Annotated in this window: 20 protein-coding genes; 10 read left to right on the forward strand and 10 right to left on the reverse strand. The window is 70.8% G+C overall.

The genetic code is table 11. The features are described from left to right. Positions 1 to 16 precede the first annotated feature (16 nt). The 7 genes from AC1DYG_RS11945 to AC1DYG_RS11975 all read left to right on the forward strand — a co-directional run bounded on the left by AC1DYG_RS11945 (position 17) and on the right by AC1DYG_RS11975 (position 8,367). Complete coding sequence (locus tag AC1DYG_RS11945) at positions 17 to 1,231, forward strand: amidohydrolase (RefSeq protein WP_477640079.1); 1,215 nt, start codon at positions 17 to 19, stop codon at positions 1,229 to 1,231. A 148-nt stretch (positions 1,232 to 1,379) separates the two neighbouring features. Next, entirely contained in the window at positions 1,380 to 2,429 is a 1,050-nt protein-coding gene (locus tag AC1DYG_RS11950; RefSeq protein WP_477640080.1) for a BMP family lipoprotein, read from the forward strand. A gap of 268 nt (positions 2,430 to 2,697) precedes the next feature. Continuing rightward, complete coding sequence (locus tag AC1DYG_RS11955) at positions 2,698 to 4,164, forward strand: ABC transporter ATP-binding protein (RefSeq protein WP_477640081.1); 1,467 nt, start codon at positions 2,698 to 2,700, stop codon at positions 4,162 to 4,164. Next, positions 4,161 to 5,279 carry an ABC transporter permease gene (locus AC1DYG_RS11960; protein ID WP_477640082.1) on the forward strand — a complete coding sequence of 373 codons (1,119 nt, stop codon included), beginning with the start codon at positions 4,161 to 4,163 and terminating at the stop codon, positions 5,277 to 5,279. Before AC1DYG_RS11955 ends, AC1DYG_RS11960 begins: the two co-directional genes overlap by 4 nt. Further along, the gene (locus AC1DYG_RS11965; RefSeq protein ID WP_477640083.1) at positions 5,276 to 6,541 is read left to right on the forward strand and encodes an ABC transporter permease; all 1,266 of its coding nucleotides are present in this window, start codon (positions 5,276 to 5,278) and stop codon (positions 6,539 to 6,541) included. The genes AC1DYG_RS11960 and AC1DYG_RS11965 overlap by 4 nt, the downstream gene beginning before the upstream one ends. Positions 6,542 to 6,625: 84 nt before the next feature. Further along, on the forward strand, positions 6,626 to 7,024 hold the full coding sequence (locus tag AC1DYG_RS11970) for a cytidine deaminase (RefSeq protein ID WP_477640268.1): 399 nt from the start codon (positions 6,626 to 6,628) through the stop codon (positions 7,022 to 7,024). A gap of 53 nt (positions 7,025 to 7,077) precedes the next feature. Next, complete coding sequence (locus AC1DYG_RS11975) at positions 7,078 to 8,367, forward strand: thymidine phosphorylase (RefSeq protein WP_477640084.1); 1,290 nt, start codon at positions 7,078 to 7,080, stop codon at positions 8,365 to 8,367. Here AC1DYG_RS11975 and AC1DYG_RS11980 read toward each other — a convergent pair. Together AC1DYG_RS11980 and AC1DYG_RS11985 are read right to left on the reverse strand one after the other, a co-directional pair. Further along, positions 8,348 to 9,373, reverse strand: a complete 1,026-nt coding sequence (locus AC1DYG_RS11980; RefSeq protein WP_477640085.1) for an alpha/beta hydrolase — start codon at positions 9,371 to 9,373, stop codon at positions 8,348 to 8,350. The genes AC1DYG_RS11975 and AC1DYG_RS11980 overlap by 20 nt on opposite strands. A gap of 26 nt (positions 9,374 to 9,399) precedes the next feature. Further along, on the reverse strand, positions 9,400 to 9,999 hold the full coding sequence (locus tag AC1DYG_RS11985; protein ID WP_477640086.1) for a TetR/AcrR family transcriptional regulator: 600 nt from the start codon (positions 9,997 to 9,999) through the stop codon (positions 9,400 to 9,402). Between the two features lie 107 nt (positions 10,000 to 10,106). On the opposite strand from AC1DYG_RS11985, the gene AC1DYG_RS11990 reads away from it, so the two are divergent. Both AC1DYG_RS11990 and AC1DYG_RS11995 read left to right on the forward strand, forming a co-directional pair. After that, a complete protein-coding gene (locus AC1DYG_RS11990) occupies positions 10,107 to 10,472 on the forward strand; it encodes a cupin domain-containing protein (RefSeq protein ID WP_477640087.1) in 366 nt (121 codons plus the stop codon). 83 nt (positions 10,473 to 10,555) lie between these two features. After that, complete coding sequence (locus tag AC1DYG_RS11995; RefSeq protein ID WP_477640269.1) at positions 10,556 to 11,653, forward strand: adenosine deaminase; 1,098 nt, start codon at positions 10,556 to 10,558, stop codon at positions 11,651 to 11,653. A 96-nt stretch (positions 11,654 to 11,749) separates the two neighbouring features. Here AC1DYG_RS11995 and AC1DYG_RS12000 read toward each other — a convergent pair whose 3' ends face one another. Continuing rightward, entirely contained in the window at positions 11,750 to 12,574 is an 825-nt protein-coding gene (locus AC1DYG_RS12000) for an RDD family protein (protein WP_477640088.1), read from the reverse strand. Positions 12,575 to 12,596: 22 nt separating this feature from the next. Here AC1DYG_RS12000 and AC1DYG_RS12005 point away from each other — a divergent pair, with 22 nt between their 5' ends. After that, on the forward strand, positions 12,597 to 13,592 hold the full coding sequence (locus AC1DYG_RS12005) for a stage II sporulation protein M (protein ID WP_477640089.1): 996 nt from the start codon (positions 12,597 to 12,599) through the stop codon (positions 13,590 to 13,592). Positions 13,593 to 13,673: 81 nt separating this feature from the next. Here AC1DYG_RS12005 and AC1DYG_RS12010 read toward each other — a convergent pair whose 3' ends face one another. The 7 genes from AC1DYG_RS12010 to AC1DYG_RS12040 form a co-directional block, all read right to left on the reverse strand. After that, positions 13,674 to 14,966, reverse strand: a complete 1,293-nt coding sequence (locus AC1DYG_RS12010; protein WP_477640090.1) for a DUF58 domain-containing protein — start codon at positions 14,964 to 14,966, stop codon at positions 13,674 to 13,676. Then, entirely contained in the window at positions 14,966 to 16,075 is a 1,110-nt protein-coding gene (locus AC1DYG_RS12015) for an AAA family ATPase (RefSeq protein WP_477640091.1), read from the reverse strand. The genes AC1DYG_RS12010 and AC1DYG_RS12015 overlap by 1 nt, the downstream gene beginning before the upstream one ends. After that, the gene (locus AC1DYG_RS12020; protein WP_477640092.1) at positions 16,072 to 17,307 is read right to left on the reverse strand and encodes a DUF4350 domain-containing protein; all 1,236 of its coding nucleotides are present in this window, start codon (positions 17,305 to 17,307) and stop codon (positions 16,072 to 16,074) included. The genes AC1DYG_RS12015 and AC1DYG_RS12020 overlap by 4 nt, the downstream gene beginning before the upstream one ends. Continuing rightward, positions 17,304 to 17,951 carry a DUF4129 domain-containing protein gene (locus AC1DYG_RS12025; RefSeq protein ID WP_477640093.1) on the reverse strand — a complete coding sequence of 216 codons (648 nt, stop codon included), beginning with the start codon at positions 17,949 to 17,951 and terminating at the stop codon, positions 17,304 to 17,306. Before AC1DYG_RS12025 ends, AC1DYG_RS12020 begins: the two co-directional genes overlap by 4 nt. Further along, complete coding sequence (locus tag AC1DYG_RS12030) at positions 17,948 to 19,798, reverse strand: DUF7847 domain-containing protein (RefSeq protein ID WP_477640094.1); 1,851 nt, start codon at positions 19,796 to 19,798, stop codon at positions 17,948 to 17,950. Before AC1DYG_RS12030 ends, AC1DYG_RS12025 begins: the two co-directional genes overlap by 4 nt. A gap of 89 nt (positions 19,799 to 19,887) precedes the next feature. Next, positions 19,888 to 20,808 (reverse strand): aldehyde dehydrogenase family protein, encoded by a 921-nt coding sequence (locus AC1DYG_RS12035; RefSeq protein WP_477640095.1) that lies wholly within the window; start codon positions 20,806 to 20,808, stop codon positions 19,888 to 19,890. Next, the gene (locus tag AC1DYG_RS12040) at positions 20,805 to 22,253 is read right to left on the reverse strand and encodes an aldehyde dehydrogenase family protein (RefSeq protein ID WP_477640096.1); all 1,449 of its coding nucleotides are present in this window, start codon (positions 22,251 to 22,253) and stop codon (positions 20,805 to 20,807) included. Before AC1DYG_RS12040 ends, AC1DYG_RS12035 begins: the two co-directional genes overlap by 4 nt. Positions 22,254 to 22,281: the final 28 nt, after the last annotated feature.

Here is a 22,281-nt window from a genome sequence, read left to right on the forward strand (position 1 = left end):
TAGAGTCACCGCTGACATGAGCGACAACCATCTGCTGGCCGACCTGTGCACCACCATCGACGCCCTCGCCCCCGAGCTCCTCGCCCTGCAGCACGACCTGCACGCGCACCCGGAGCTCTCCCGTGGCGAGACGCGCACGACCGCCAGGGTCGCCGAACGCCTCGAGGCCGCCGGGGTCGCCGTGCGCCGCCTGCCCGTCAGCGGACTGATCGCCGACCTCGGAGCCGAGCAGCCGGCATACCGCGTGGCGCTGCGCGCCGACCTGGACGCACTGCCCGTGGGGGAGCGGACCGGCCTGCCGTGGGCCTCGACCACCGAGGGCATCTGCCACGCCTGCGGACACGACGTCCACGTCGCCGGGATGCTCGGTGCCGGGCTGGCGCTCAAGGCCCACGAGGAGGCCCTGCGCGAACGCGGCATCGGGGTCCGCCTGCTCTTCCAGCCCGCCGAGGAGGTCATCCCCGGTGGGGCGGTCGACCTGCTGGCCGAGGGTGCCCTCGACGAGGTCGACGCGATCTTCGCCGTCCACTGCGACCCGAGCCTGGACGTCGGCACCGTCGGCCTGCGCGACGGCGCGATCACGGCGGCGGCCGACCGCGTGACGGTGCACCTGGCGGGTCGAGGCGGCCACACGTCGCGCCCCCACCTCACCGAGGACCTCACCTTCGCCCTCGCCAAGGTGGTCACCGAGCTGCCGGCCGTCCTGTCCCGCCGACTCGACCCGCGGACGGCGTTCGCGCTGGTGTGGGGCGAGGTGCACGCCGGCCAGGCCGCCAACGTGATCCCGTCCAGCGGCACCGTCGCCGGCACCCTGCGCATGCTCGACGCCGCCGCGTGGACGACCATCGGACCGCTGCTCGCCGAGGCGGTGGAGCACATCGTGACCCCGTATGCCGTGACGGCAGTCCTCGAGCACGTCCAGGGAGTGCCCCCCGTGGTCAACGACGCGGAGGCGATCGAGGTGTTCCGGGCCGCGGCCGAGGGTGCGGGCCTGACGGCCCTGGGAACGCAGCAGTCGCTCGGTGGCGAGGACTTCGCGTGGTACCTCCGAAAGGTTCCGGGAGCCATGGCCCGGTTGGGAACGCGCACGCCGGGCGGTCACACCTACGACCTCCACCAGGGTGACCTCGTGGTCGACGACGACTCGGTCGTCCAGGGCGCCCGGCTGCTGGCCGGAGTGGTGGTGGCTGGCGTCGTCAAGACGCCGGTGGGCGCTCCTGACCCCAGTTGAGGGACAGTCGCGGATCGGTAACGGTTTGTGTCCCAAGTGCCCCAAGGCTGAGTTACTCAGCAGTTCGTCGGGCTATCCTCACGCCCTAGTGGCGCAGCACAGCGCCTCTTGCACATCAAAGAACAGGAGAACAGCCTTGCGTCACACGATGAAGGTTGCCGCGGTGATGTCGGTGGCAGCACTGACCCTCGCCGCATGTGGTGACTCGGGCGACAACGCCGGGGGCAGCGGTTCCAGCTCGAGCTCGAGCTCCAGCAAGAAGAGCGACGTCAAGGTCGGCATGGCCTACGACGTCGGCGGTCGCGGAGACCAGTCGTTCAACGACTCAGCCGCCGCAGGCCTCGACAAGGCCAAGTCCGAGCTCGGGGTGGACACCAAGGAAGCCGCTGCCGTCAACGGTGAGAACGAGGCAGCCCGTGAGGAGCGCCTCCAGCAGCTCGTCGACGCCGGCTACACGCACGTCGTCGCGGTCGGTTTCGCCTATGCCAAGTCCGTGGGCAAGGCCGCCAAGGCGAACCCCGACGTGCACTTCGCGATCGTCGACGACGCGTCGGACGACTCCAAGGGCCCCAACGTCGACCAGATCACGTTCGCCGAGAACGAGGGTTCCTTCCTCGTCGGTGCGGCGGCCGCGCTGAAGTCCAAGACGGGCCACGTCGGCTTCGTCGGCGGCGTCAACGTGGACCTCATCAAGAAGTTCGAGGCTGGCTTCATCGCCGGGGCGAAGGCCGTCAACCCGGCCATCAAGATCGACTCCCAGTACCTCACCCAGCCGCCGGACTTCAGCGGCTTCGGTGACCCGGCCAAGGGCAAGACCGCTGCCGACGGCATGTTCCAGAAGGGCGCCGACGTGGTCTACCACGCTGCTGGTGGCTCGGGTGGTGGCGTCTTCACGGCCGCCAAGGCTGCCGGCAAGCTGGCCATCGGTGTCGACTCCGACCAGGCCCTCACCGCTCCGGCGGACGTTCGCTCGGTCATCATGACGTCGATGATCAAGAAGGTCGACGTCGCGGTCTACGACTTCATCAAGTCGGCGGCTGACGGCAAGGAGAAGACCGGCAACAACATCTACGACCTCAAGGCTGGCGGTGTGGACTACTCCACGACCGGCGGTCAGGTGGACGACATCAAGACCAAGCTCGACGACTACAAGCAGCAGATCATCGACAAGAAGATCACGGTTCCCGAAAAGCCCTGATCGACACCTCTTTGTCGAGCATGTGGGCAACACACGGCCCGGGCGGCGCGGTAGCGTCTGACCCGGGCCGTGTGCTTCCCTGAGCGCCCCAGCACGCGGCGCCACGACCCTTGCCGCAGGTGCCCGAAATGCGCCACCCGCCCGCGATGCTGCGGGCCCGGACCACGGAGTGTGAACCATCACTGCCTCCCCACCGCTGACGCAGACCACGACCGAGGGTGGTGCCCCAGCCGTCGAGCTCGAGGGGATCACCAAACGCTTCCCGGGTGTGGTCGCCAACAAGGACATCGCCTTCTCCGTGCGGCGCGGCACCGTCCATGCGATCGTCGGGGAGAACGGCGCCGGCAAGTCCACGCTGATGAAGATCCTGTACGGCGTGCAGCGCCCAGATGAGGGCACCATCAAGATCGACGGCCGGCTGGTCAACCTGCACTCGCCGTCCGACGCGATCGCGGCCGGCATCGGCATGGTCTTCCAGCACTTCATGCTCGCCGACAACCTCACGGTCCTGGAGAACGTCGTCCTGGGCGCCGAGAAGCTGCACGGGATCGGCGACGGCGCGCGGCGCGAGATCAAGCGGATCTCCGACGCCTACAAGCTGGATGTCGATCCGGACGCCTTGGTCGCCGACCTCGGAGTCGGCGCGCGCCAGCGGATCGAGATCCTCAAGGTGCTGTTCCGCGGCGCCAAGACCCTCATCCTCGACGAGCCCACGGCCGTCCTCGTGCCCCAGGAGGTCGACGAGCTGTTCGACCAGCTCGCGGAGCTCAAGGACGAGGGACTCACGGTGCTGTTCATCTCGCACAAGCTCGACGAGGTGCTCAAGGTCGCCGACTCGATCACGGTGATCCGGCGCGGCACGACCATCGACACGGTGGACCCCAAGTCCGTCAACGCCCGCCAGCTCGCCGAGCTGATGGTCGGCTCGGAGCTGCCGTCCCCGACCACCGAGGAGTCCACGGTCACCGACCGCGTGCTGCTCAAGGTCGACGACCTCGTCCTCGGCGGCGGCACCGGCCGACCGATCCTCGACGGGATCTCGCTGACCATCCACGCGGGTGAGGTGCTCGGCATCGCCGGGGTCGAGGGCAACGGCCAGGCCGAGCTCGTCGAAGTCATCATGGGCATGCGCGAGCCCACGTCGGGCGAGGTCTTCCTCGGTGACGTCGACATCTCCGACTGGCACACCCGCGAGATCCGCGAGGCGGGCGTCGGCTACATCCCCGAGGACCGCCACCGCCACGCCCTGCTCCTCGAGGCGCCGCTGTGGGAGAACCGCATCCTCGGACACCAGACCGAGGCCCCCAACGTCAAGGGTCAGCTCATCGACGCCGCCGCGGCCAAGGCCGACACCGAGCGAATCGTCAAGGCCTACGACGTCCGCACCCCCTCGATCTTCGTGACTGCCGGCTCGCTCTCCGGTGGCAACCAGCAGAAGCTCATCATCGGCCGCGAGATGAGCCACAAGCCCAAGGTGCTCATCGCCGCCCACCCGACCCGAGGTGTCGACGTCGGGGCCCAGTCGAGCATCTGGGACCACATCCGCGAGGCACGACGCGAGGGACTTGCGGTGCTCCTCATCTCGGCCGACCTCGAGGAGCTGATCGGCTTGTCGGACACGATCCGCGTGATCCTGCGGGGCAAGCTGTCCGGTGACTTCGACCCGGACCACGTGACGGCCGAAGACCTCGGTGCGGCGATGACCGGTGCCGGCGAGAAGGAGGAGTCGCGGTGAAGTCCCTCAACGTGCGCCGGATCCTGATGAGCCTGGCGGCGCCGGTCCTGGCGCTCGTCGTCGCGTTCGTCGTCACCTCGCTGGTGCTGGTGGCCGTCGGCGACCCGGTGTGGGAGGTCTGGAAGACCATCCTCGCCGTGCCGAAGCCGCGCCAGAGCGTCAACATCATCAACGCGGCATCCGTGTTCTACCTCTCGGCCATCGCGGTTGCGGTCGGCTTCCGGATGAACCTGTTCAACATCGGGGTCGACGGCCAGTACCGCATCGCGGTCTTCGCGGCCGCGGTGTTCGCCGGCCAGGACTGGCTTCCCGGGTGGCTAAACATCATCGCGGCGATCATCATCGCGATGGTGGCCGGTGGGCTGTGGGCCAGCATCGCGGCATACCTGAAGGTGAAGCGTGGCGTCTCCGAGGTGATCTCGACCATCATGCTCAACGCCATCGCGACCGGCGTGGTGAGCTGGCTGCTGCTCAAGGTGGCGGACCGCCAGAAGGGCAGCAACTCGATCAACACCAAGACGATCCCGGAGTCGTCGCAGCTCGAGGGCTTCAAGCTCATCCCCGGCGCCACCAACCGCGTCTACACGCTGCTCTTCCTGGCCCTGCTGGTCGGGTTCCTCTACTGGTTCGTGCTCGGCAAGACGCGGTTCGGCTTCGACCTGCGCGCGACCGGCCGCTCCGAGAGTGCGGCGGTCGCCAGCGGTGTGAAGGTGCCGCGGATGGTGATGACCGCGATGATCGCCTCGGGTGCGCTGGCCGGACTCGTCGGGATGCCGCTGTTGTTCGGGCAGGACTACAACTACGGGACGACGTTCCAGTCCGGACTCGGCTTCGCGGGCATCGCGATCGCCCTGCTCGGGCGCAACAACGCGGTCGGCATCGCCTTCGCGTCCGTCCTGTGGGCCTTCCTCGACGTGCAGTCCAACGCCCTGCAGATCCAGGCCGACGTCGCCCAGGAGCTGGTCAACATCATCCAGGGCGTGATCCTTTTCGCCGTCGTCATCGCCTACGAGCTGATCCGCCGGGCCGACAAGCGCATCGAGCAGACTCGCGTCGCCCGTGAGCTCTCCGCCCAGCGACAAGCCGCCCCGGCGACGGAAGGAGCCCCGGCATGAGCGCCGCCGGACTCGAAGTCGGCACCAAGGCCGTCCCTGACCGTCCCAAGCGTCGCCGGTTCGGCGTGCGCGAGTGGTCCATCGTGGCCATCGGTGCGCTCGCCGTGATCTCGGTGCTGCGACTGGTGACCGGTGCCGACGACATCGCGTCGTCCGGTGCGTTGGCCGCCGCCATCGGCCTGGCCGTCCCGATCGGCCTCGCCGGTCTCGGTGGCCTCTGGTCGGAGCGCGCGGGCGTGGTCAACATCGGCCTCGAGGGCATGATGATCCTCGGCACCTGGGGGGCCGGGTTCTTCGGCTACCACATGGGTCCGTGGGCCGGCGTCCTCGGCGCGATCGCCATGGGCGCGCTCGGTGGCCTGATCCACGCGACCGCCACCGTGACCTTCGGGGTCGACCACATCGTGTCCGGTGTCGCCATCAACATCATCGGACTCGGCGTCGCGAAGTACCTCGCCGCCCGCTTCTTCAACGGCCTGCCCGGTGGTGGCCCCACCCAGTCGCCGCCGATCAAGTCGCTGCCGGACTTCACCCTGCCCGGAGTGTCCAGCGGGCTCGGCACGGTGGAGAAGAAGGACTGGTTCTTCGTCAGCGACGTCGCCGCCGTCCTGCGCGCACTGTGCACCGACATGTCGATCCTGACCATCCTCGCGCTGCTGCTCTTCGTCGGGACGTGGTGGGTCCTGTGGCGCTCGGCGTTCGGCCTCCGGTTGCGTTCGGTCGGTGAGTCACCTGTCGCAGCAGAGTCGCTCGGCGTCAACGTGCTCCGCTACAAGTTCCTCGCCGTCATCATCTCCGGTGGCCTCGCGGGCCTCGGTGGTGGCTTCCTGGCGCTGGTCGCCGCGAACATCTATCGCGACGGACAGACCGGTGGACGTGGCTACATCGGCCTCGCCGCCATGATCTTCGGCAACTGGCGACCTGGCGGCCTGCTCACCGGCGCTGCCCTGTTCGGCTACACCGACGCCGTGCAGCTGCGCGGTGGAGCGACGGTCCACGCGTTCCTGCTCCTGTTCGCGGTGCTGCTCGTGGCCATCGGGGTGTGGCAGATCGTGCGCAACCAGCGGATCGTGCAGGGTGGCCTCGCCATCGTCGTCGGCGTCCTCGTCGGCTGGTGGTACTTCGCCGCCGACGCCGTTCCGGCCGAGCTCACCGGCACCACCCCCTACGTCACCACGCTGCTCGTGCTGGCCTTCGCCTCGCAACGGTTGCGCATGCCGGCGGCCGACGGCCAGATCTATCGCAAGGGCGAGGGCCACTAGGTGTGCCCTGACCCAGGGACGCAGCAGGAGGGGTATGCCGCGGAGCCGGCTTCGCGGCATACCTCACCCCCTGCTCCGGAGGACGTGGACTGGGAAGCCTTGCGCGCCAAGGCGATCGAGATCATGGGCAAGGCCTACGCGCCCTACTCGAACTTTCCGGTCGGAGTCGCCGGGATCGTCGACGACGGTCGGGTGGTCGCGGGCTGCAACGTCGAGAACGCGGCCTACGGCGTGGGCCTGTGCGCCGAGTGCGGCATGGTCTCGGAGCTGCACGCGACGGGTGGGGGGCGGCTCGTGGCCGTGTCCTGTGTCGGTGGCGACGGGGCGCCGCTCATGCCGTGTGGGCGCTGTCGCCAGCTGCTCTGGGAGAACGGCGGCCCCGACTGCCTGCTGCTCACCCCCGAGGGCGTGCTGCCGATGCGTGAGGTGCTGCCGCAGGCGTTCGGCCCCGACACCCTGACCGCAGCCCGCCACCCCGCCTGACCCCGCCAGCCTTGGCTCTGCCGAGCCCGTCGTTGGTCTGACACGATGTCCCCATGAGTGAAGCCTTCGATGCCGTCGACGTCATCATCACCAAGCGGGGCAAGGGTGAGCTGTCCGACGGGCAGATCGACTGGGTGATCGATGCCTACACGCGCGGGGCCGTCGCCGACGAGCAGATGTCCAGCCTGGCCATGGCGATCCTGCTCAACGGCATGAACCGTCGCGAGATCTCCCGCTGGACCGGGGCGATGATCAGCAGCGGCGAGCGGATGGACTTCTCCGGTCTGTCGCGACCGACGGCCGACAAGCACTCGACCGGTGGGGTGGGTGACAAGATCACGTTGCCGCTGGCGCCCCTCGTGGCGGCGTGCGGCGTGGCGGTGCCGCAGCTGTCCGGCCGCGGACTGGGGCACACCGGGGGCACCCTCGACAAGCTCGAGTCGATCCCCGGCTGGCGGGCGGCGATGAGCAACGAGCAGATGATGCAGCAGCTCGAGGACGTCGGCGCCGTCATCTGCGCCGCCGGGGACGGACTGGCTCCCGCCGACAAGAAGCTCTACGCCCTGCGCGACGTCACCGGGACGGTCGAGGCCATCCCGCTCATCGCCTCCTCGATCATGAGCAAGAAGATCGCCGAGGGCACGGGCGCGCTGGTGCTCGACGTGAAGGTGGGCAGCGGTGCGTTCATGAAGAACGTCGAGGACGCCCGCGAGCTGGCGCGCACCATGGTCGACCTCGGCACCGATGCCGGAGTCAAGACCGTCGCGATGCTGACCAACATGCAGGTGCCGCTCGGTCTCACGGCCGGCAACGCCATCGAGGTGCGAGAGTCGGTGGAGGTGCTGGCGGGCGGCGGTCCCGAGGACGTCATCGAGCTGACCCTGGCCCTGGCCCGCGAGATGCTCGCCTGCGCCGGCCGCGGTGACGTCGACCCCGCCGACGCGCTCAAGGACGGCCGCGCCATGGATGCCTGGAAGGCGATGATCCGGGCCCAGGGCGGCGACCCCGACGCGACGCTGCCCGTCGCGAAGGAAAGCCACGACGTGCTCGTCCCTGCCGACGGCGTGCTCACCGAGCTCGACGCCCTCAAGATCGGGGTCGCTGCCTGGCGTCTCGGTGCCGGTCGGGCGCGCAAGGAGGACCCGGTGCAGGCCGGTGCCGGCGTGGTGATGCACTACAAGCCGGGCGCCACCGTCCGGGGCGGCGACCGCCTGCTGACGTTGCACACCGACACCCCCGAGCGGTTCGAGCGGGCCCTGGAGTCGCTCGACGGCGCGTTCACGATCGCTTCGGAAGGATCGCGACCGGACCTGCTGCCACTGGTCATCGAGAAGATCTCCTGACCCGTTCGGCGGCCGTCACTGCAAAGGCCGTCACCCGCTCGACGACGTCGGGGTTCCACAGCACCCGGCGGTGCCCGAGTCCCTCGGTGACCATGAGACGGGCGTCGTGCCACGCCTTGGTCACGCGCACGCCGCCGGCGAGTGGGGCTTCCTGGTCGCCGCGGTCGTGCACCACGAGCAGGTGCGGCAGCGACGCGTGTCCCGCCGCCATCGTGAGGAGGTCGAGCTCGGCCACGGGCGTGCCCACCCGCCGCTCGGCACGGCGCACCATCACCTCTTGGGACCGGGGACCGACTCCGAGGGCGGCGGCGAAGACCGGCAGCATCGTCTCGACGCCGTCTGGCGGCGCGACGAGCACGAGGGAGTCGGGCCGCACACCCAGTCCGAGGGCGTGGACCGCCGCGAGCCCGCCGGCGGAGTGGGCCACCACGAGCGTGGGTCGCCCGAACTCGGCCACCACCGCCGCCAGCGCCTCGGCCATCTCCAGGAAGGTGGTCGAACGACTGCCGTGGACACCGGGCCCGGAGTCGCCGTGGCTCGGGGCATCGAAGGCCACGACGCACAGGCCGCGGGCCACCAGCGGCTCGACGTGGGCGCCGAGCTGCTGCCACCAGCCGCCCCAGCCGTGCACGAGGTATGCCGTGGGGTTGCCCCACTGGCCGTAGACCCGGCCGCGGACCGTGCCGTGGGCCCACTGCACCTCGAAGGCCTCGCCGCCGCGCGGCGTTCGAGCGGCGCGTGCCGCCGCCGACGGGGCGGCGGGCAGCCGGAACCACAGCCGCTCGGCCACCAGTCCACCCAGGGCGGGGGACTGCCGCTCCAGCAGGGCGAACAGCCTCCTCAGGGCGGGGGAGGCGGGAAGGCCCGTCGCAGGTGCGGCGGCGCGGCCCGTCGTCGCAGCGGTCCGGGCGGCAGGCACCCGGGCGGCAGGCACCCGGGAGGCACTGACCCGGGAGGTGCGGGGGAGGACAGTGAAACGATCGATCGTGCTTTTTTCTACGGACATGAGTGGAGTCTCCTGTGTCGATGGATTCAGTCGCGGATGTGGTCGAGCAGCCGGTCGAAGGCGTCCAGGGCGCGACGCGCTGCCGCCGGGTCGTGGAGCAGGCGTGCCGAGAAGTTGTAGCCGAGGACGATGGCGAGCAGGTCGTGGGCGAAGGCCGCCGGGTCGGTCGACTCGCGGAACTGACCCTCGGTCATGCCGCCTCGGACGATCGTCTCGATGGTGTCGAGCAGGTCTCTCTCGGTCTGCACGACCTTGCTGCGAACCGGGCCGTCGGGTGCGTCGTCGAACTCGCTCGCCACGGAGATGAAGATGCATCCGCCAGGCAGTGCGTAGTCGGCATAGCCGCCCCACCCGAGCCATCGGTCGAAGAGGGTGCGCAGCCGTGGCTCACCCCGGGGTTCCTTCAGGGCGGGGCGGATGACGAGCTGGGTGAACGCCTCGGCCGCATAGTCCATCACGGCCGACTGCAGCCCCTCCTTTGACCCGAAGTGCGCGAACAGCCCGCTCTTGGACATCTCCAGCGCGTCGGCGAGGCCGCCGATCGTGATGCCGCGCAGGCCGACCTGGCTCGACTGGGCCAGCGCCACGCGAAGCACCGAGTCGCGCGTCTCGTCTCCTTTGCTCACTGTCCAATAAAAGCACGACCGTTCGGATCTGGCAAGGCCCGGCGACAGGGTGTGCCTCGCCGCCAGGCTGCCCGGCCGGGCCGGACGCTCAGGGCTAGGGTGGCCCTGTGCCTGAGCTCATCGCGACCCCCACGACCATTCCCGTGCCCGGCGGCAAAGTCATCGACGAACACGTCGGCCGGGTGAACACCGGCAGCGAGGCCGTCTCCGTGGCCCACATGAAGGCGCCGGCCGACTGGACCGAGCCGTTCCAGGCCCCGGCCTTCGACGAGATCACCCTTGTCATCGCCGGTGCCGTGCTCGTGGACCACGACGGCGGCCAGCTGCGCGTCGAGGCCGGCCAGAGCGTCGTCACCCGCGCCGGCGAGCGGATCCGCTACTCGACCGGGTCGGAGGGTGCCGAGTATGTCGCCGTCTGCCTGCCCGCCTTCAGTCCCGAGACCGTCAACCGCGACGAGGAGGAGGGCGCGTGATCTTCGGTCGCAAGGGGTCCGCGGAGTCCTCCGACACCAGCGCGGACGGTGCCGACGAGCAGGTCCGGCGCGCGCCCAAGGCGCTGCTGCACGACCACCTCGACGGTGGCCTGCGTCCGCAGACCATCGTCGAGATCGCCGACCAGATCGGGTATGCCGGGTTGCCGACCACCGACGCCGACAGCCTCGGCGCGTGGTTCCGGGAGAGTGCGGACTCGGGGTCCCTGGTGCGCTACCTCGAGACGTTCGACCACACGCTGGCCGTCATGCAGACCGCGGAGGGGCTGCGGCGAGTGGCGCGCGAGAGCGTGCTCGACCTGGCCGCCGACGGCGTCGTCTACGCCGAGAGCCGCTACGCGCCCGAGCAGCACCTCACGGAGGGGCTCGCGCTCGAGGACGTCGTCGAAGCCGTCAACGCCGGGTTCCGCGAGGGCGAGGAGCAGGCCACCAGGGCGGGAACTCCGATCCGGGTCACCGCGCTGCTGACCGCGATGCGGCACGCGGCCAAGAGCACCGAGATCGCCGAGCTCGCGGTCCGTTACCGCGACCAGGGTGTGGCCGGGTTCGACATCGCCGGCGCCGAGGCCGGCTTCCCTCCCACCCGGCACCTCGACGCCTTCGAGTACCTCCGTCGCGAGAACGCCCACTTCACGATCCACGCGGGCGAGGCGTTCGGCCTCCCCAGCATCTGGGAGGCGATCCAGTGGTGCGGCGCGGACCGGCTCGGTCACGGCGTGCGGATCGTCGACGACATCACCGTCGGTGACAAGGCCTTCGGCGACGACGTCGCGGCGGCGGTCGCCGCTGACACGGACGACGTGCACCTCGGGCGCCTCGCGGCATACGTCAGGGACACGCGCATCCCGCTGGAGATGTGCCCCAGCAGCAACGTCCAGACCGGTGCAGCGGCATCCGTTGCGCTGCACCCGATCTCGCTGCTCAAGCGGTTGCGGTTCCGGGTGACGGTCAACACCGACAACCGCCTGATGAGTGGCACGTCGATGTCTCGCGAGATGGGACTGCTCGTCCGGGACGCCGGCTGGACCATGGAGGACCTGCGCTGGGTCACGATCAATGCGATGAAGTCGGCGTTCATTCCCTTCGAGGAGCGGCTGGCCATCATCGAGGGAGTCGTCAAGCCCGGCTATGCCGCGCTCGAGACGCAGGTCCAACAGGACTGACGGCAGCCCACGAGATCCCAGCTCTCGGGCTTCCGGACCACCGGAAGGGCCGAGAGCTGGGATCTCGGCGCGGCTGCGTCGAGGCAGGATGGGTGGCTAGCGGTCGAGCGGATCCGCGGGCAGGAGCCGGGCCAGCCGCTGGTCCTCGCGGGCCAGACGTTCGGCGTCGCGGCGCCGGCGGTCGGCGATCACGGCGGCGAGGACGTACTCGGCGTGGATGCCCGGTGGGGGTGGTGGCGACACGTGCGGCAGCACCGAGCGCAGCAGGCGCTGGCCCAGCTCCTCTCGTGACGCGGGAGTGAGCCTGGCGGCCCGACCCAGGAACTGGCGGACAGCGATGGCCAGGCCCGGAGGCAGCGCCGCAAGGTCGGCCTGGGCCGCCCACTGCGCCAGTGGGGGCGGCATGACCGGAGGAGGCAGCAACCGCATCGTGGCGCGCTGCGACACGACGTACGTGCCGGCCGCCAGGTCGCCGAGTCGCTTGGCGCGCGGGCTGACCAGGGACGCCACCATCGCACCGGCACCCGCGAGCAGGTAGATCTCCGGCCACCCGACGAGGGCCCGGGTGAGCGCGTGCCGCGCCGTGATGGGACCACCGTCGTCGCGCACCACGCGCAGCCCCAGCGCCAGCTTGCCCAGGGTCCGGCCACGCGTGAGGGTCTCGACCACGGTCGGGAGGCCCACGGTGACCCCCACGACCAACAGGATCATGGCCGTCCGGCCGACCGCCTCGGACGTGCCCGAGAACACCGCGCCCACCGCGATCGAACCGGCCACGAGCAGGACCCCGGCGACGAGCAGGTCGATGATGCCGGAGGCGGCGCGGGTGGGAACGCCGGCGATGGGCAGCTCGACGGCCACCCCTTCGCCGGTGACCATGTCGTCGCTCGCGTAGCTGCGGTAACCGGCCCCCGTGCTCATGGCCGAAGCATAGAGTGACGCCGTGGACCTGGATGCGTATGTCGCCGCACGCAGCCGGTACTGGGGGCGACTCGAGGAGCTGGCCGGACGACGCCGTCTGTCCGGTGCCGAGGGAGACGAGCTGCTCGACCTGTACCAGCGCGTGTCCACCGACCTGTCCGTCGTCAGATCGGCTTCGCCCGACCCGTCGGTCGTGGCCTACCTGTCCATGGTGCTCACCCGCGCGAGAGTGGGGATGGTCGGCACCCGGACGAGCACCTGGGCGGACATCCTGCGCTTCTTCACCCGGACCTTTCCCGCTGCGTTGTACCGCACCCGGTGGTGGTGGGTGACGACGGCGCTCGGCAGCCTCCTGGTCATCGCCCTCGTCGCCGCGTGGACGCTGCGGCATCCCGAGGTCTATGCCAGCCAGCTGACACCGGCCGAGATCCAGGCCTATGTCGGGACCGACTTCGAGCACTACTACAGCGAGTTCCCACACCACGAGTTCGCCACCCTCGTGTGGGTCAACAACGCCTGGGTCGCAGCCCAGTGCATCGCGTTCGGGGTCCTGGGACTCCCGGTCCTCTATGTGCTGGTGAGCAACGTGCAGGGCGTCGGTGTCGTGGCCGCCCTGATGATGGCCCACGACCGCACCGGACTCTTCTTCGGCCTGATCCTGCCGCACGGCCTGCTCGAGCTGACCGCCGTCTTCGTGGCCGCGGCGGTCGGTCTGCGACTTTTCTGGTCCTGGGTGGAACCGGGCCCGCGCACGCGACTGCAGGCCTTGGCGGCGGAGGGGCGCATGGCGGTCGCGATCGCGACCGGGCTGGTCTTCGTGCTCCTCGTGAGCGGGGCGATCGAAGGCTTCGTGACGCCGTCCGGGCTGCCCACGTGGGCGCGGATCGGGATCGGCGTCCTGGCGGAGTCGGCCTTTCTCGCCTACGTGTTCGTGGTCGGGCGCGGCGCCCACCGCGACGGAGTGACCGGAGACGTCGACGCGCGCGACATCGGCGACGAGGCGATCGTCGTCGCCTGACCGCGGACACCGGTCAGGCTCGGCGCCGAGGCCACGACCTGCAAGCTGGGCACCCCAGAGGGCGCCCAGGTTGCGAGAGAGTCAGAGCAGTCCCTGCCGCTTGAGCATGAGGTAGTGGTCGGCCAGCCGGACGGGGAGCTGGTCCGGCGGCTCGTCCAGCACGTCCACCCCGAGGCTGACGAGCGCGGCAGCCGTGCGTCGCCGCAGCGAGGTCGTGCGCTCTGCTGCGGCCGCCTCGTAGACCTCGGCCACGGTGTCGCGAGCCGTGCGCATTCTCGCGACCGCGGGGTCGGCCACCGAGGCGACCACCACCCTGTGGTGGGCGCTGAGAGCAGGCAGCACCGGCAGTAGTCCCTGTTCGACCGCGGCTGACTCCAGCGGCGTGAGCAGCACGACCAGGGCTCGTGGTGTGCCGAGCCGGCTGATCTCGGTGGCGAGCAGTCCCCAGTCGGCCTCGACCAGCCGGGACTCGATGGGCGCGAGCGTGCTGATCGTGTCGTGCAGCAGCGTGGCGCGGTCGGCGCCGGAGACCCGGGCCAGCACCACCCGGTCGCCGGCGAGCACCTGGATCCGGTCGCGTGCGTGTCCGGCGAGGGCCGTCAGCAGGAGAGCGGCGTCCATGGCGGCATCCAGGCGGGGAGCGTCGTCGACCCGTCCCGCGGAGGTCCGCGACGTGTCGACCACGATGACGATGCGGCGGTGCTGCTCCGGCTGCCAGGTGCGCACCACCAGGTGCTGGCGCCGGGCGGTGGCGCGCCAGTCGATGCTGCGCACGTCGTCGCCGTCGACGTACTCCCGCAGGCTGTCGAACTCGGTGCCCTGCCCGCGCGTCCGCACCGCGGCCCGGCCGTCCAGCTGGCGCAGCACCGCCAGGCGGCTGGGCAGGTGCTTGCGGGCCGGGAACGGATGGAGCGTCCTCAGGCGCCCCGGCACGTCGAACGACCGTTGCCGGGCGGCCAGCCCCAGTGGCCCCGTGGAGCGCACGGTCACCCGGTGCGCGGTGCGGTCGCCCCTGCGGGTCGGGGTCAGCGTCGTCGTGACCCGGGTGCGTTCCCCGGCAGCGAGGGCGAGGGTATGCCGCGTGCTTGCGGCCCCGGCGGAGGGCGGCCAGGCGTCGCGGAGGGCGCCACGCAGTGGGCGCCTCCCGGCGTTGGTGACCAGGACCGACGTCGAGGTCTGCTCGCCGAGGCGCACCTGGGCCGGCCCCTCCCGGGCGAAGGTCAGCGAGCGAGGTGGGCTGGCGAGGAGGACGTCGACACCGATGAGGACGACCATCGCGACCCACCACCACCGCACCGTGTCGCCCTGCGGCCACACGGCAACCGGCACCAGCCCGAGGAGGGCCAGCGCGACGGCACGGTAGGTCAGGCTCATCAGCGGGGGACCGGCACCGCTCCGAGCGCACTGTCGAGGACCGCCGTGACGTTGACGCCCTCGAGCTCGGCCTCCGGGCGAAGCGACAACCGGTGGGCGAGGGTCGCGTGGGCGAGGGCCTTGACGTCGTCGGGGGTGACGAAGCCGCGGCCGTTGATCCAGGCCCACGCCCGCGACGTCGCCATGAGTGCGGTGGCGCCGCGCGGGCTGACGCCCAGGGCCAGTGACGGCGAGTTCCGTGTCGCCCGGGCGATGTCGACGATGTAGGCCGTCACCTCGTCCGAGATCTCGACGCTGCGAACTGCCTCGGCACCTGCCGCGAGGTCCGCCGCCGACGCGACCGGCCGCAGACCGGCGGCCTGCAGGTCGCGGGGGTCGAACCCGGTGGCATGCCGGCGCAGGACCGCGATCTCGTCGTCCCGGGGTGGGATCGGCAGCGTCACCTTGAGCAGGAAGCGGTCCAGCTGGGCCTCCGGCAGGGGATAGGTGCCTTCGTACTCGACGGGGTTCTGGGTGGCGGCGACCATGAACGGTTGGGGCAGCGGGTGGGCCCGGCCGTCGACGCTGACCTGGCGATCCTCCATCGCCTCGAGGAGGGCCGACTGCGTCTTGGGTGGGGTGCGGTTGATCTCGTCCGCGAGCAGGAGGTTGGTGAAGACCGGCCCCGGGCGGAACGTGAAGTCGCTGCTCGACGCGTCGTAGACCAGTGATCCGGTGAGGTCGCCCGGCATCAGGTCGGGGGTGAACTGCACGCGCTTGGTCTCGACGTCGAGGGCGGCGGCGAGGCTGCGGACGAGCAGGGTCTTGGCGACGCCCGGGACTCCTTCGAGCAGGATGTGCCCGCGGCAGAGCAGGGCGACGAGCAGTCCGGCGACCGCGGCGTCCTGCCCGACGACGGCCTTGGCGACCTCGGCGCGCACGGCCAGCAGGGCTGCCCGGGCATCGGGCGCGGCGATGGCTGGCCGGTCCGGCTCGACGGGCTTCACGGGCTCGACGGGCTCGACGGGCTCGACGGGCTCGACGGGCTCGACGGGCTCGACGGGCTCGACGGGCTCGACCTGGTCGGCCAGGTCGGCCAGGGCTTGGGCGGGGTGGGGCTGGTCGGTCATGAGCGGCGGACCCTCTCCTCGAGATCGGTCAGTGCATTGGCCAGGGTGTGCAGTTCGACATCGGTGGTGGGGGGCGGGCCGGCGAGCAGCGCCGAGACTTGGGCGGGCGGCATACCTGTGGCTGCCGCGGCAGCGGCCTGGACCGCGTGCGGCGCGTGGGGCGGCAGGGCCAGTCGTCGTGCGAGCCTTTCGGTGGTGCCCTGCCGCAGGATGGCGGCGGCTCTGGGTCGGTCACGGGCGCGGCGATAGATCCGGCCGCGACTCTCGGTGGTCTCGACGGCGCGCACCACCACTGGGAGCGGTTCGGTCACCAGCGCACCCATCCGCCGCCCCCGGACGAAGGCGAGGACGATCACGGCCGTTGCGAGCACGGCGGCTGCCGGCGCGAGCCAGAGCGGCCATCCGTCGTCCGCCCCTTTGCGGGTGCTCGCGAGGTCGCCGAGGCCGGGCTGGTACCACAGGAGTCGCGGCGAGTGGCCGAGGGCACGGACGGCCAGACCGGCATGCGACTCCTCGTCGACCCAGCGGTTGGTGAAGGCAGTGGAGATGCCCAGTGCCACGACCTCGGGGTGGGCGGCGGCGGCGGGGACCGTCGCCATCGCCGCCCCGAAACCGAACCCCTGTGCCTCTGCGGGATCCTCGCCCTGTGCCTGCTCGCCGCCTCGCGGGTTGGGCAGACCGAAGCAGAGAGTGGCCGCCCCGCTCCCTCGCCGGACAGGGATGAACCGCGTGTCGACGAGGGTGGCCGTGTCGTCGGCCCTCGCCACCGCCGAGGTGCACCCTGCGGTCAGCCGCACCTCGGCCTCGAGCGTGCCCGAGGTCAGCGGCAGGTCGAGGGCAGCCAGCTGGGCTGCCGTCGGGTCGAGCAGCACGAGCCGGTCGGCCCCAGCGGACACGTGCCCCATGGCGGTCGCGCTGTCGTGACCGAGGTAGGCGGAGTTGGCCATCACGACGGTGCTGCCCGAGCCTGGCTGGGCGTCGGCGAGCGCGCCGATCGACCGGACGACCTCGACGTCGACGCCGTGCTGGCGCAGCACCTCCACGATGGCCCTGCCGCCGGTGGGGCCGGTGTCGTCGGGGTCGAGCACCTGGTCAGGGGCTGTCGTGGCCAAGGCCATGACCACGAGCGCTCCCACGCCGACCGTCACGGCCAGGCCCCACACAGCCCTGCGGCGGATCCGCGTCGCACGACTGCCTCGGGGGTCCGGGCCTGCCTCCGATGTGGCGGTCACGGGGCGACCAGGTGTCCGTGCTGGGGCCTGGTCCGCAGCAGTACCGCGTCGAGCTCTGTCGTGCTGACGGCCTGGGTCCGCGTGGTCCGGCGGTGGCCGTAGCGGACGTCGTCGAAGGACGCCGCCGCCGTCGCGAGGGCGTTCGCCTGGTCGGGGAAGACCGGGGCCAGGGCGAGCGCCACCTCGTGGGCCGTTCGGCCCGGGAGCTCGGTCAGCAGGGTGCGCTCGACGGCCGAGGCGGCCAGCGCCCGATAGCCGTCCAGCAGCACGGCATCCCAGTCGCCGCGGTCGGCCGACGCGCGAGCCCGGACGCGGTAGTCCGCGGCGCTGAGCCCCTCGTCGTCCACGGGGGCCGCCGTGCCGCCGCGTCGTCGGGTCACTGCCTCGGGACGGACCAGCCGCAGGAGCACCAGGACGACAACGGCCAGGAGCACCACGACCACGAGGACCACGCCCCAGGACGGCAGCAGGCCCGGCCCCGGCCGGCCGGCGAACAGGGTGCTCAGCCACTCCATGAACCGCTGCCACAGGGAGGGTTCAGTGAGGTAGCGGCCGTTGGCGAGCTCGTCACGCAGCCACTGCTGGGCCTCCGGTGAGCTCGGGTCGAGTGGTGGGCCGTCGAAAGGGGCGGTCAGGCTCGTCATCTGACGGCGGCTGCTCCCGGCCACTGCCGCGTCACGTCGTCCTGGGCTGCGGCGATCAGCTGGACGTCGAACCCTTCGCGCCGGATCCGCTGGTCGACGTACAGGAGCGCGTCGACCCCGGCGGTGAAGGGCGTGGTCAGGGCTCCGGTGATGAGGCCGGAGATGCCGGAGATGACGGCCTGCCAGACGTACAGGTTCCCGGGGTCTCCCGTGGCGACGATGCCGACACCGCCGACGATGCCCAGGGGGAGCGCCAGGATCTGGGCGGCGATGCCCACGATGATGCCGGTGAGGATCCTGATGCCGAGGACCCGCCAGAACTGGCTTCCGGACGTCAGTCGCCAGGACCTCGCGATGCCCTCGCCGACGCTGGCCTTCTCGAGCACGACGGCCACCCCCACGAAGGCCAGTCGGGTCGAGAGGAACAGCACGAGGGCGATCGCGACCAGGCCTGCGACGATGGCGAGCAGGACTGCCCCGACCACTCCCGTGTCGTCGGCGGAGGAGACCGCGCCGATGACGGCGAGGACGGGCAGCACCAGCACGGCGGCCAGGGCCAGCGTGATGACCAGGCCGGTCACGATGGTGGCGCCCACCAGGGGAAGGAGCCTGCGCCGAGTGCCCTCCCACGTCTGACCGGCAGTCACGCGCCTGCCCATCACGGCCTGGCTGATGACGAACGCCACGAACCCCGTCAGCAGGATGGCTGACCCGGACGTCCCCAGCGACGGGATCACCGAACCCAACGTCCCCGCCACCGGGAAGATGTCCTGGGTCGACTCGATGTCCAGCGACTCCTGCGCGGCGACCCAGGCGCCGAGCGCGGTCGTCGGCACGAGGAAGACGAGCGTGGTGACGAAGGCCAGGCCCATGGTTGCGGCGACATTGCCGCGGATCGCCTTGATCACCGCGCCGTACAGGTCGCTCAGGGAGAGCGGGCGCAGGGGGATCACTCCGGGCCGGAACTCCATGGCCGGGTGGGCGCCCCACGGCGCGCCCGGAGGGGGGCCGTACCCAGCGGGTTGCCCGGGTTGCCCCGCTGGCTGCCCGGGTTGCCCCGCTGGTTGCCCTGGTTGCCCTGGTTGCATCCAGGGTTGCGGCCCCGTCTGCGCTCCGGGAGGCACCGACGGGTATGCCGCGTGGCCACCTGTCGGGGTGGCCACCGGTTCTGCTGGCCCACTGGTCCCTGGAGCCACCCACTGCGGGTCGGTCATGTGCGCACATCCCCCTCGCTGACGTGGTGGAACCCTAACAAGCCGGGGTGCCCTCCGGGCGTGGAGCCGCGAGAATCCCGCGAAACGGTGGTTGCTCGGCAAAACGGGAGCCACAGACCCCGTTTTGCCGAGGGCCAGGCCGCGGCGCACCAGCGTCCACGGAGGCTTGCGGTGCTCGGACAGGTCGCGCAGCAGCCGCCAGACGAAGGTGACCACGCGGTGGTGGTGCACGCAGTAGGCGCCGGCGAGCAGTCCGCGGTCGCGCAGGTCGGCGATGATCTCGGCCGCGAAGATGCCCTCGGCGAGGATGAGGTCGTGCGGGTCGGCGCGCACGGTGGTCGTGTCGACGGCACGGCTGAGGGAGATGTCGTAGACAGGAGTCTTGACCTCACCGGTCTCGACGAGGGTGGCCAGGGCGTCGAGGGCGGCAGCGCGGTCCCACGAGTCGGGGTGGTCCCAGTCGACGATGCCGAGCTCCTCGGAGCGCGGCATCGCCGGGTCGTCCTCGTCGCGGTAGAAGTCGTCGAGCCGAACGATCGGCCAGCCGTGGGCGCCCTGGAGCCGGGCGGCCAGCCGTGACTTCCCGGCGCCGCTGGGACCGGCCAGGACCACCACCCGGGCGGTGGTCGTCATACCGCCCCTCGTGTCCCTGGTTCGATGTGAACACGCCGGTAGCTCCCGGCGGTTGTACATCGAACCGGTGGAGTGCGAAGGGTCAAGGGTCAGCGGCCCTTGGGGTGCCAGACGGTCTTGGTCTCCAAGAAGGCCGTGACGCGCGACAGGTCGGGCGTGCGTGACCAGTCGGGCTCGACGGCGTCGGAGCCCTCACCGGCGGGCCGCACGACGCGCTTGAGGTTCTCGGCGGCGGCCAGCTCGAGGTCGCCCCAGCTGACTCCCTCGGCGTCGGCTGCACCACTCAGGTCGATGGCGTTGACGTCACGGTGCGACGCGAGCCAGGGCGCGACCTCGGCGGTACGGCCGGTGATGAGGTTGATGACCCCACCGGGGACGTCGGACGTGGCCAGCGCCTCGGAGAGCGTGATCGCCGGCAGGGGGCGGAGCTCGCTGGTCAGGACGACCGCGGTGTTGCCCGAGCAGACGACCGGGGCGAGCACCGAGACCAGACCGAGGAGCGAGCTGCGCTGTGGCGCGAGGACGGCCACGACACCGGTCGGCTCGGGTGCGGAGATGTCGAAGTACGGGCCTGCGACCGGGTTGAGACCGCCGAGGATCTGGGCGAGCTTGTCGGTCCACCCGGCATACCAGACCCAGCGGTCGATGGCCTGGGAGACGATGGTCTCGGCGCGACGCTCGGCGACACCCTCGCTGGCGCGCACCTCGGCCACGAACTGGTCGCGGCGACCCTCCATCACCTCGGCGACGCGATAGAGGACCTGACCACGGTTGTATGCCGTGGCGCCGGCCCAGCCACCGAAGGCGCCGCGGGCGGCGACGACCGCATCACGGGCGTCCTTGCGGGAGCCCTGGGCGGCGTTCGCGAGGAACTTGCCGCGGCCGTCGACGACCTCGTAGGAGCGGCCCGACTCGGAGCGGGGGAACTTGCCGCCGATGTAGAGCTTGTAGGTCTTCCTCACGTCGACGCGTGCGTCGGCGCCTGTCGACCGCGTGGCGGTGGGGCTCACTTGCTGTCTCCCGTCGTGACGTAGGCAGCGAGGCCGTGGCGGCCACCCTCCCGGCCGTAGCCCGACTCCTTGTAGCCGCCGAAGGGGCTGGTCGGGTCGAACTTGTTGAACGTGTTGGCCCAGACGACGCCGGCGCGGAGCTGGTCGGCCATCCACAGGATCCGCGAACCCTTCTCGGTCCAGATGCCCGCGGACAGGCCGTAGGGGGTGTTGTTGGCCTTGGCGACGGCTTCCTGCGGAGTGCGGAAGGTGAGCACCGACAGGACCGGCCCGAAGATCTCCTCCTGGGCGATGCGGTGGCCCTGGCTGACCCCGGTGAAGACCGTCGGCCGGAACCAGAAGCCCTTGCTGGGCAGCTCGCAGCCGTTGTCCCAGCGTTCGGCGCCCTCGGCCTCGCCGGCTGCTGTCAGCTCGACGATCCGCTGGAGCTGGGCCTTGGAGTTGATCGCGCCGACGTCGGTGTTCTTGTCGAGCGGGTCGCCCACGCGCAGGGTCTCGAGGCGGCGCTTGAGCCGCTTCTCGACGTCGTCCGCGATGTTCTCCTGCACGAGCAGGCGTGACCCGGCGCAGCAGACGTGGCCCTGGTTGAAGAAGATGCCGTTCACGATGCCCTCGACGGCCTGGTCGAGCGGGGCGTCGTCGAACACGATGTTGGCGGCCTTGCCGCCGAGCTCGAGGGTGGCCTTCTTGCGGGTGCCGGCGATGGAGCGGGCGATCATCTTGCCGACGCCCGTCGAACCGGTGAACGCCAGCTTGTCGATGTCTGGGTGGTCGACGATGGCCTGACCGGTCGCTCCGGCGCCGGTGATGATGTTGACGACGCCCGGCGGCAGGTCGGCCTGCTGGACCACCTCGGCGAAGAGCAGCGCCGTCAGCGGGGTGGTCTCGGCCGGCTTGATGACGACGGTGTTGCCGGTGGCCAGGGCGGGGGCGATCTTCCACGCCAGCATGAGGATCGGGAAGTTCCACGGGATGACCTGACCCACGACGCCGTGCGGGCGGGGGTTGGTGCCCAGTCCCGCGTAGTCGAGCTTGTCGGCCCAGCCCGCGTGGTAGAAGAAGTGCGCCGCGGCCAGGGGCACGTCGACGTCGCGGCTCTCCTTGATCGGCTTGCCGTTGTCGATGCTCTCGAGCACGGCGAACTCGCGCGCGCGCTCCTGCAGGATGCGCGCGATGCGGAAGAGGTACTTGCCACGGTCGGCCCCGGACATCCGGCCCCAGGCGCCGTTGTAGGCGCGACGGGCAGCAGCGACGGCCCGGTCGACGTCGGCGTCGCTCGCCGACGTGATCTCCGCGAGGACCTCCTCGGTGGAGGGGTTGATCGACTTGAACGCCGAGCCGCCTTGGGAGTCGGTGAACTCGCCGTTGATGAAGAGCCCGTAGGAGGGCTTGATGTCGACGACCGCGCGCGACTCCGGCGCCGGTGCGTACTCGAACTTGGCCATGGCTTCAGGTTCCTCAGGATCCGTCGGG

The organism is Pedococcus sp. P1_H8, from assembly GCF_056405175.1.

What these genes read in the sequence shown, in the direction of transcription:
- AC1DYG_RS12030 (WP_477640094.1), bottom strand. Translation starts at nt 19,798, where the DNA reads ATGACGACCACCGCCCGGGTGGTGGTCCTGGCCGGTCCCAGCGGCGCC.
- AC1DYG_RS12010 (WP_477640090.1), bottom strand. Translation starts at nt 14,966, where the DNA reads ATGAGCCTGACCTACCGTGCCGTCGCGCTGGCCCTCCTCGGGCTGGTG.
- AC1DYG_RS11945 (WP_477640079.1), top strand. Translation starts at nt 17, where the DNA reads ATGAGCGACAACCATCTGCTGGCCGACCTGTGCACCACCATCGACGCC.
- AC1DYG_RS11980 (WP_477640085.1), bottom strand. Translation starts at nt 9,373, where the DNA reads ATGTCCGTAGAAAAAAGCACGATCGATCGTTTCACTGTCCTCCCCCGC.
- AC1DYG_RS12015 (WP_477640091.1), bottom strand. Translation starts at nt 16,075, where the DNA reads ATGACCGACCAGCCCCACCCCGCCCAAGCCCTGGCCGACCTGGCCGAC.
- AC1DYG_RS12000 (WP_477640088.1), bottom strand. Translation starts at nt 12,574, where the DNA reads ATGAGCACGGGGGCCGGTTACCGCAGCTACGCGAGCGACGACATGGTC.
- AC1DYG_RS12040 (WP_477640096.1), bottom strand. Translation starts at nt 22,253, where the DNA reads ATGGCCAAGTTCGAGTACGCACCGGCGCCGGAGTCGCGCGCGGTCGTC.
- AC1DYG_RS12025 (WP_477640093.1), bottom strand. Translation starts at nt 17,951, where the DNA reads ATGACGAGCCTGACCGCCCCTTTCGACGGCCCACCACTCGACCCGAGC.
- AC1DYG_RS11950 (WP_477640080.1), top strand. Translation starts at nt 1,380, where the DNA reads ATGAAGGTTGCCGCGGTGATGTCGGTGGCAGCACTGACCCTCGCCGCA.
- AC1DYG_RS11975 (WP_477640084.1), top strand. Translation starts at nt 7,078, where the DNA reads ATGAGTGAAGCCTTCGATGCCGTCGACGTCATCATCACCAAGCGGGGC.
- AC1DYG_RS11965 (WP_477640083.1), top strand. Translation starts at nt 5,276, where the DNA reads ATGAGCGCCGCCGGACTCGAAGTCGGCACCAAGGCCGTCCCTGACCGT.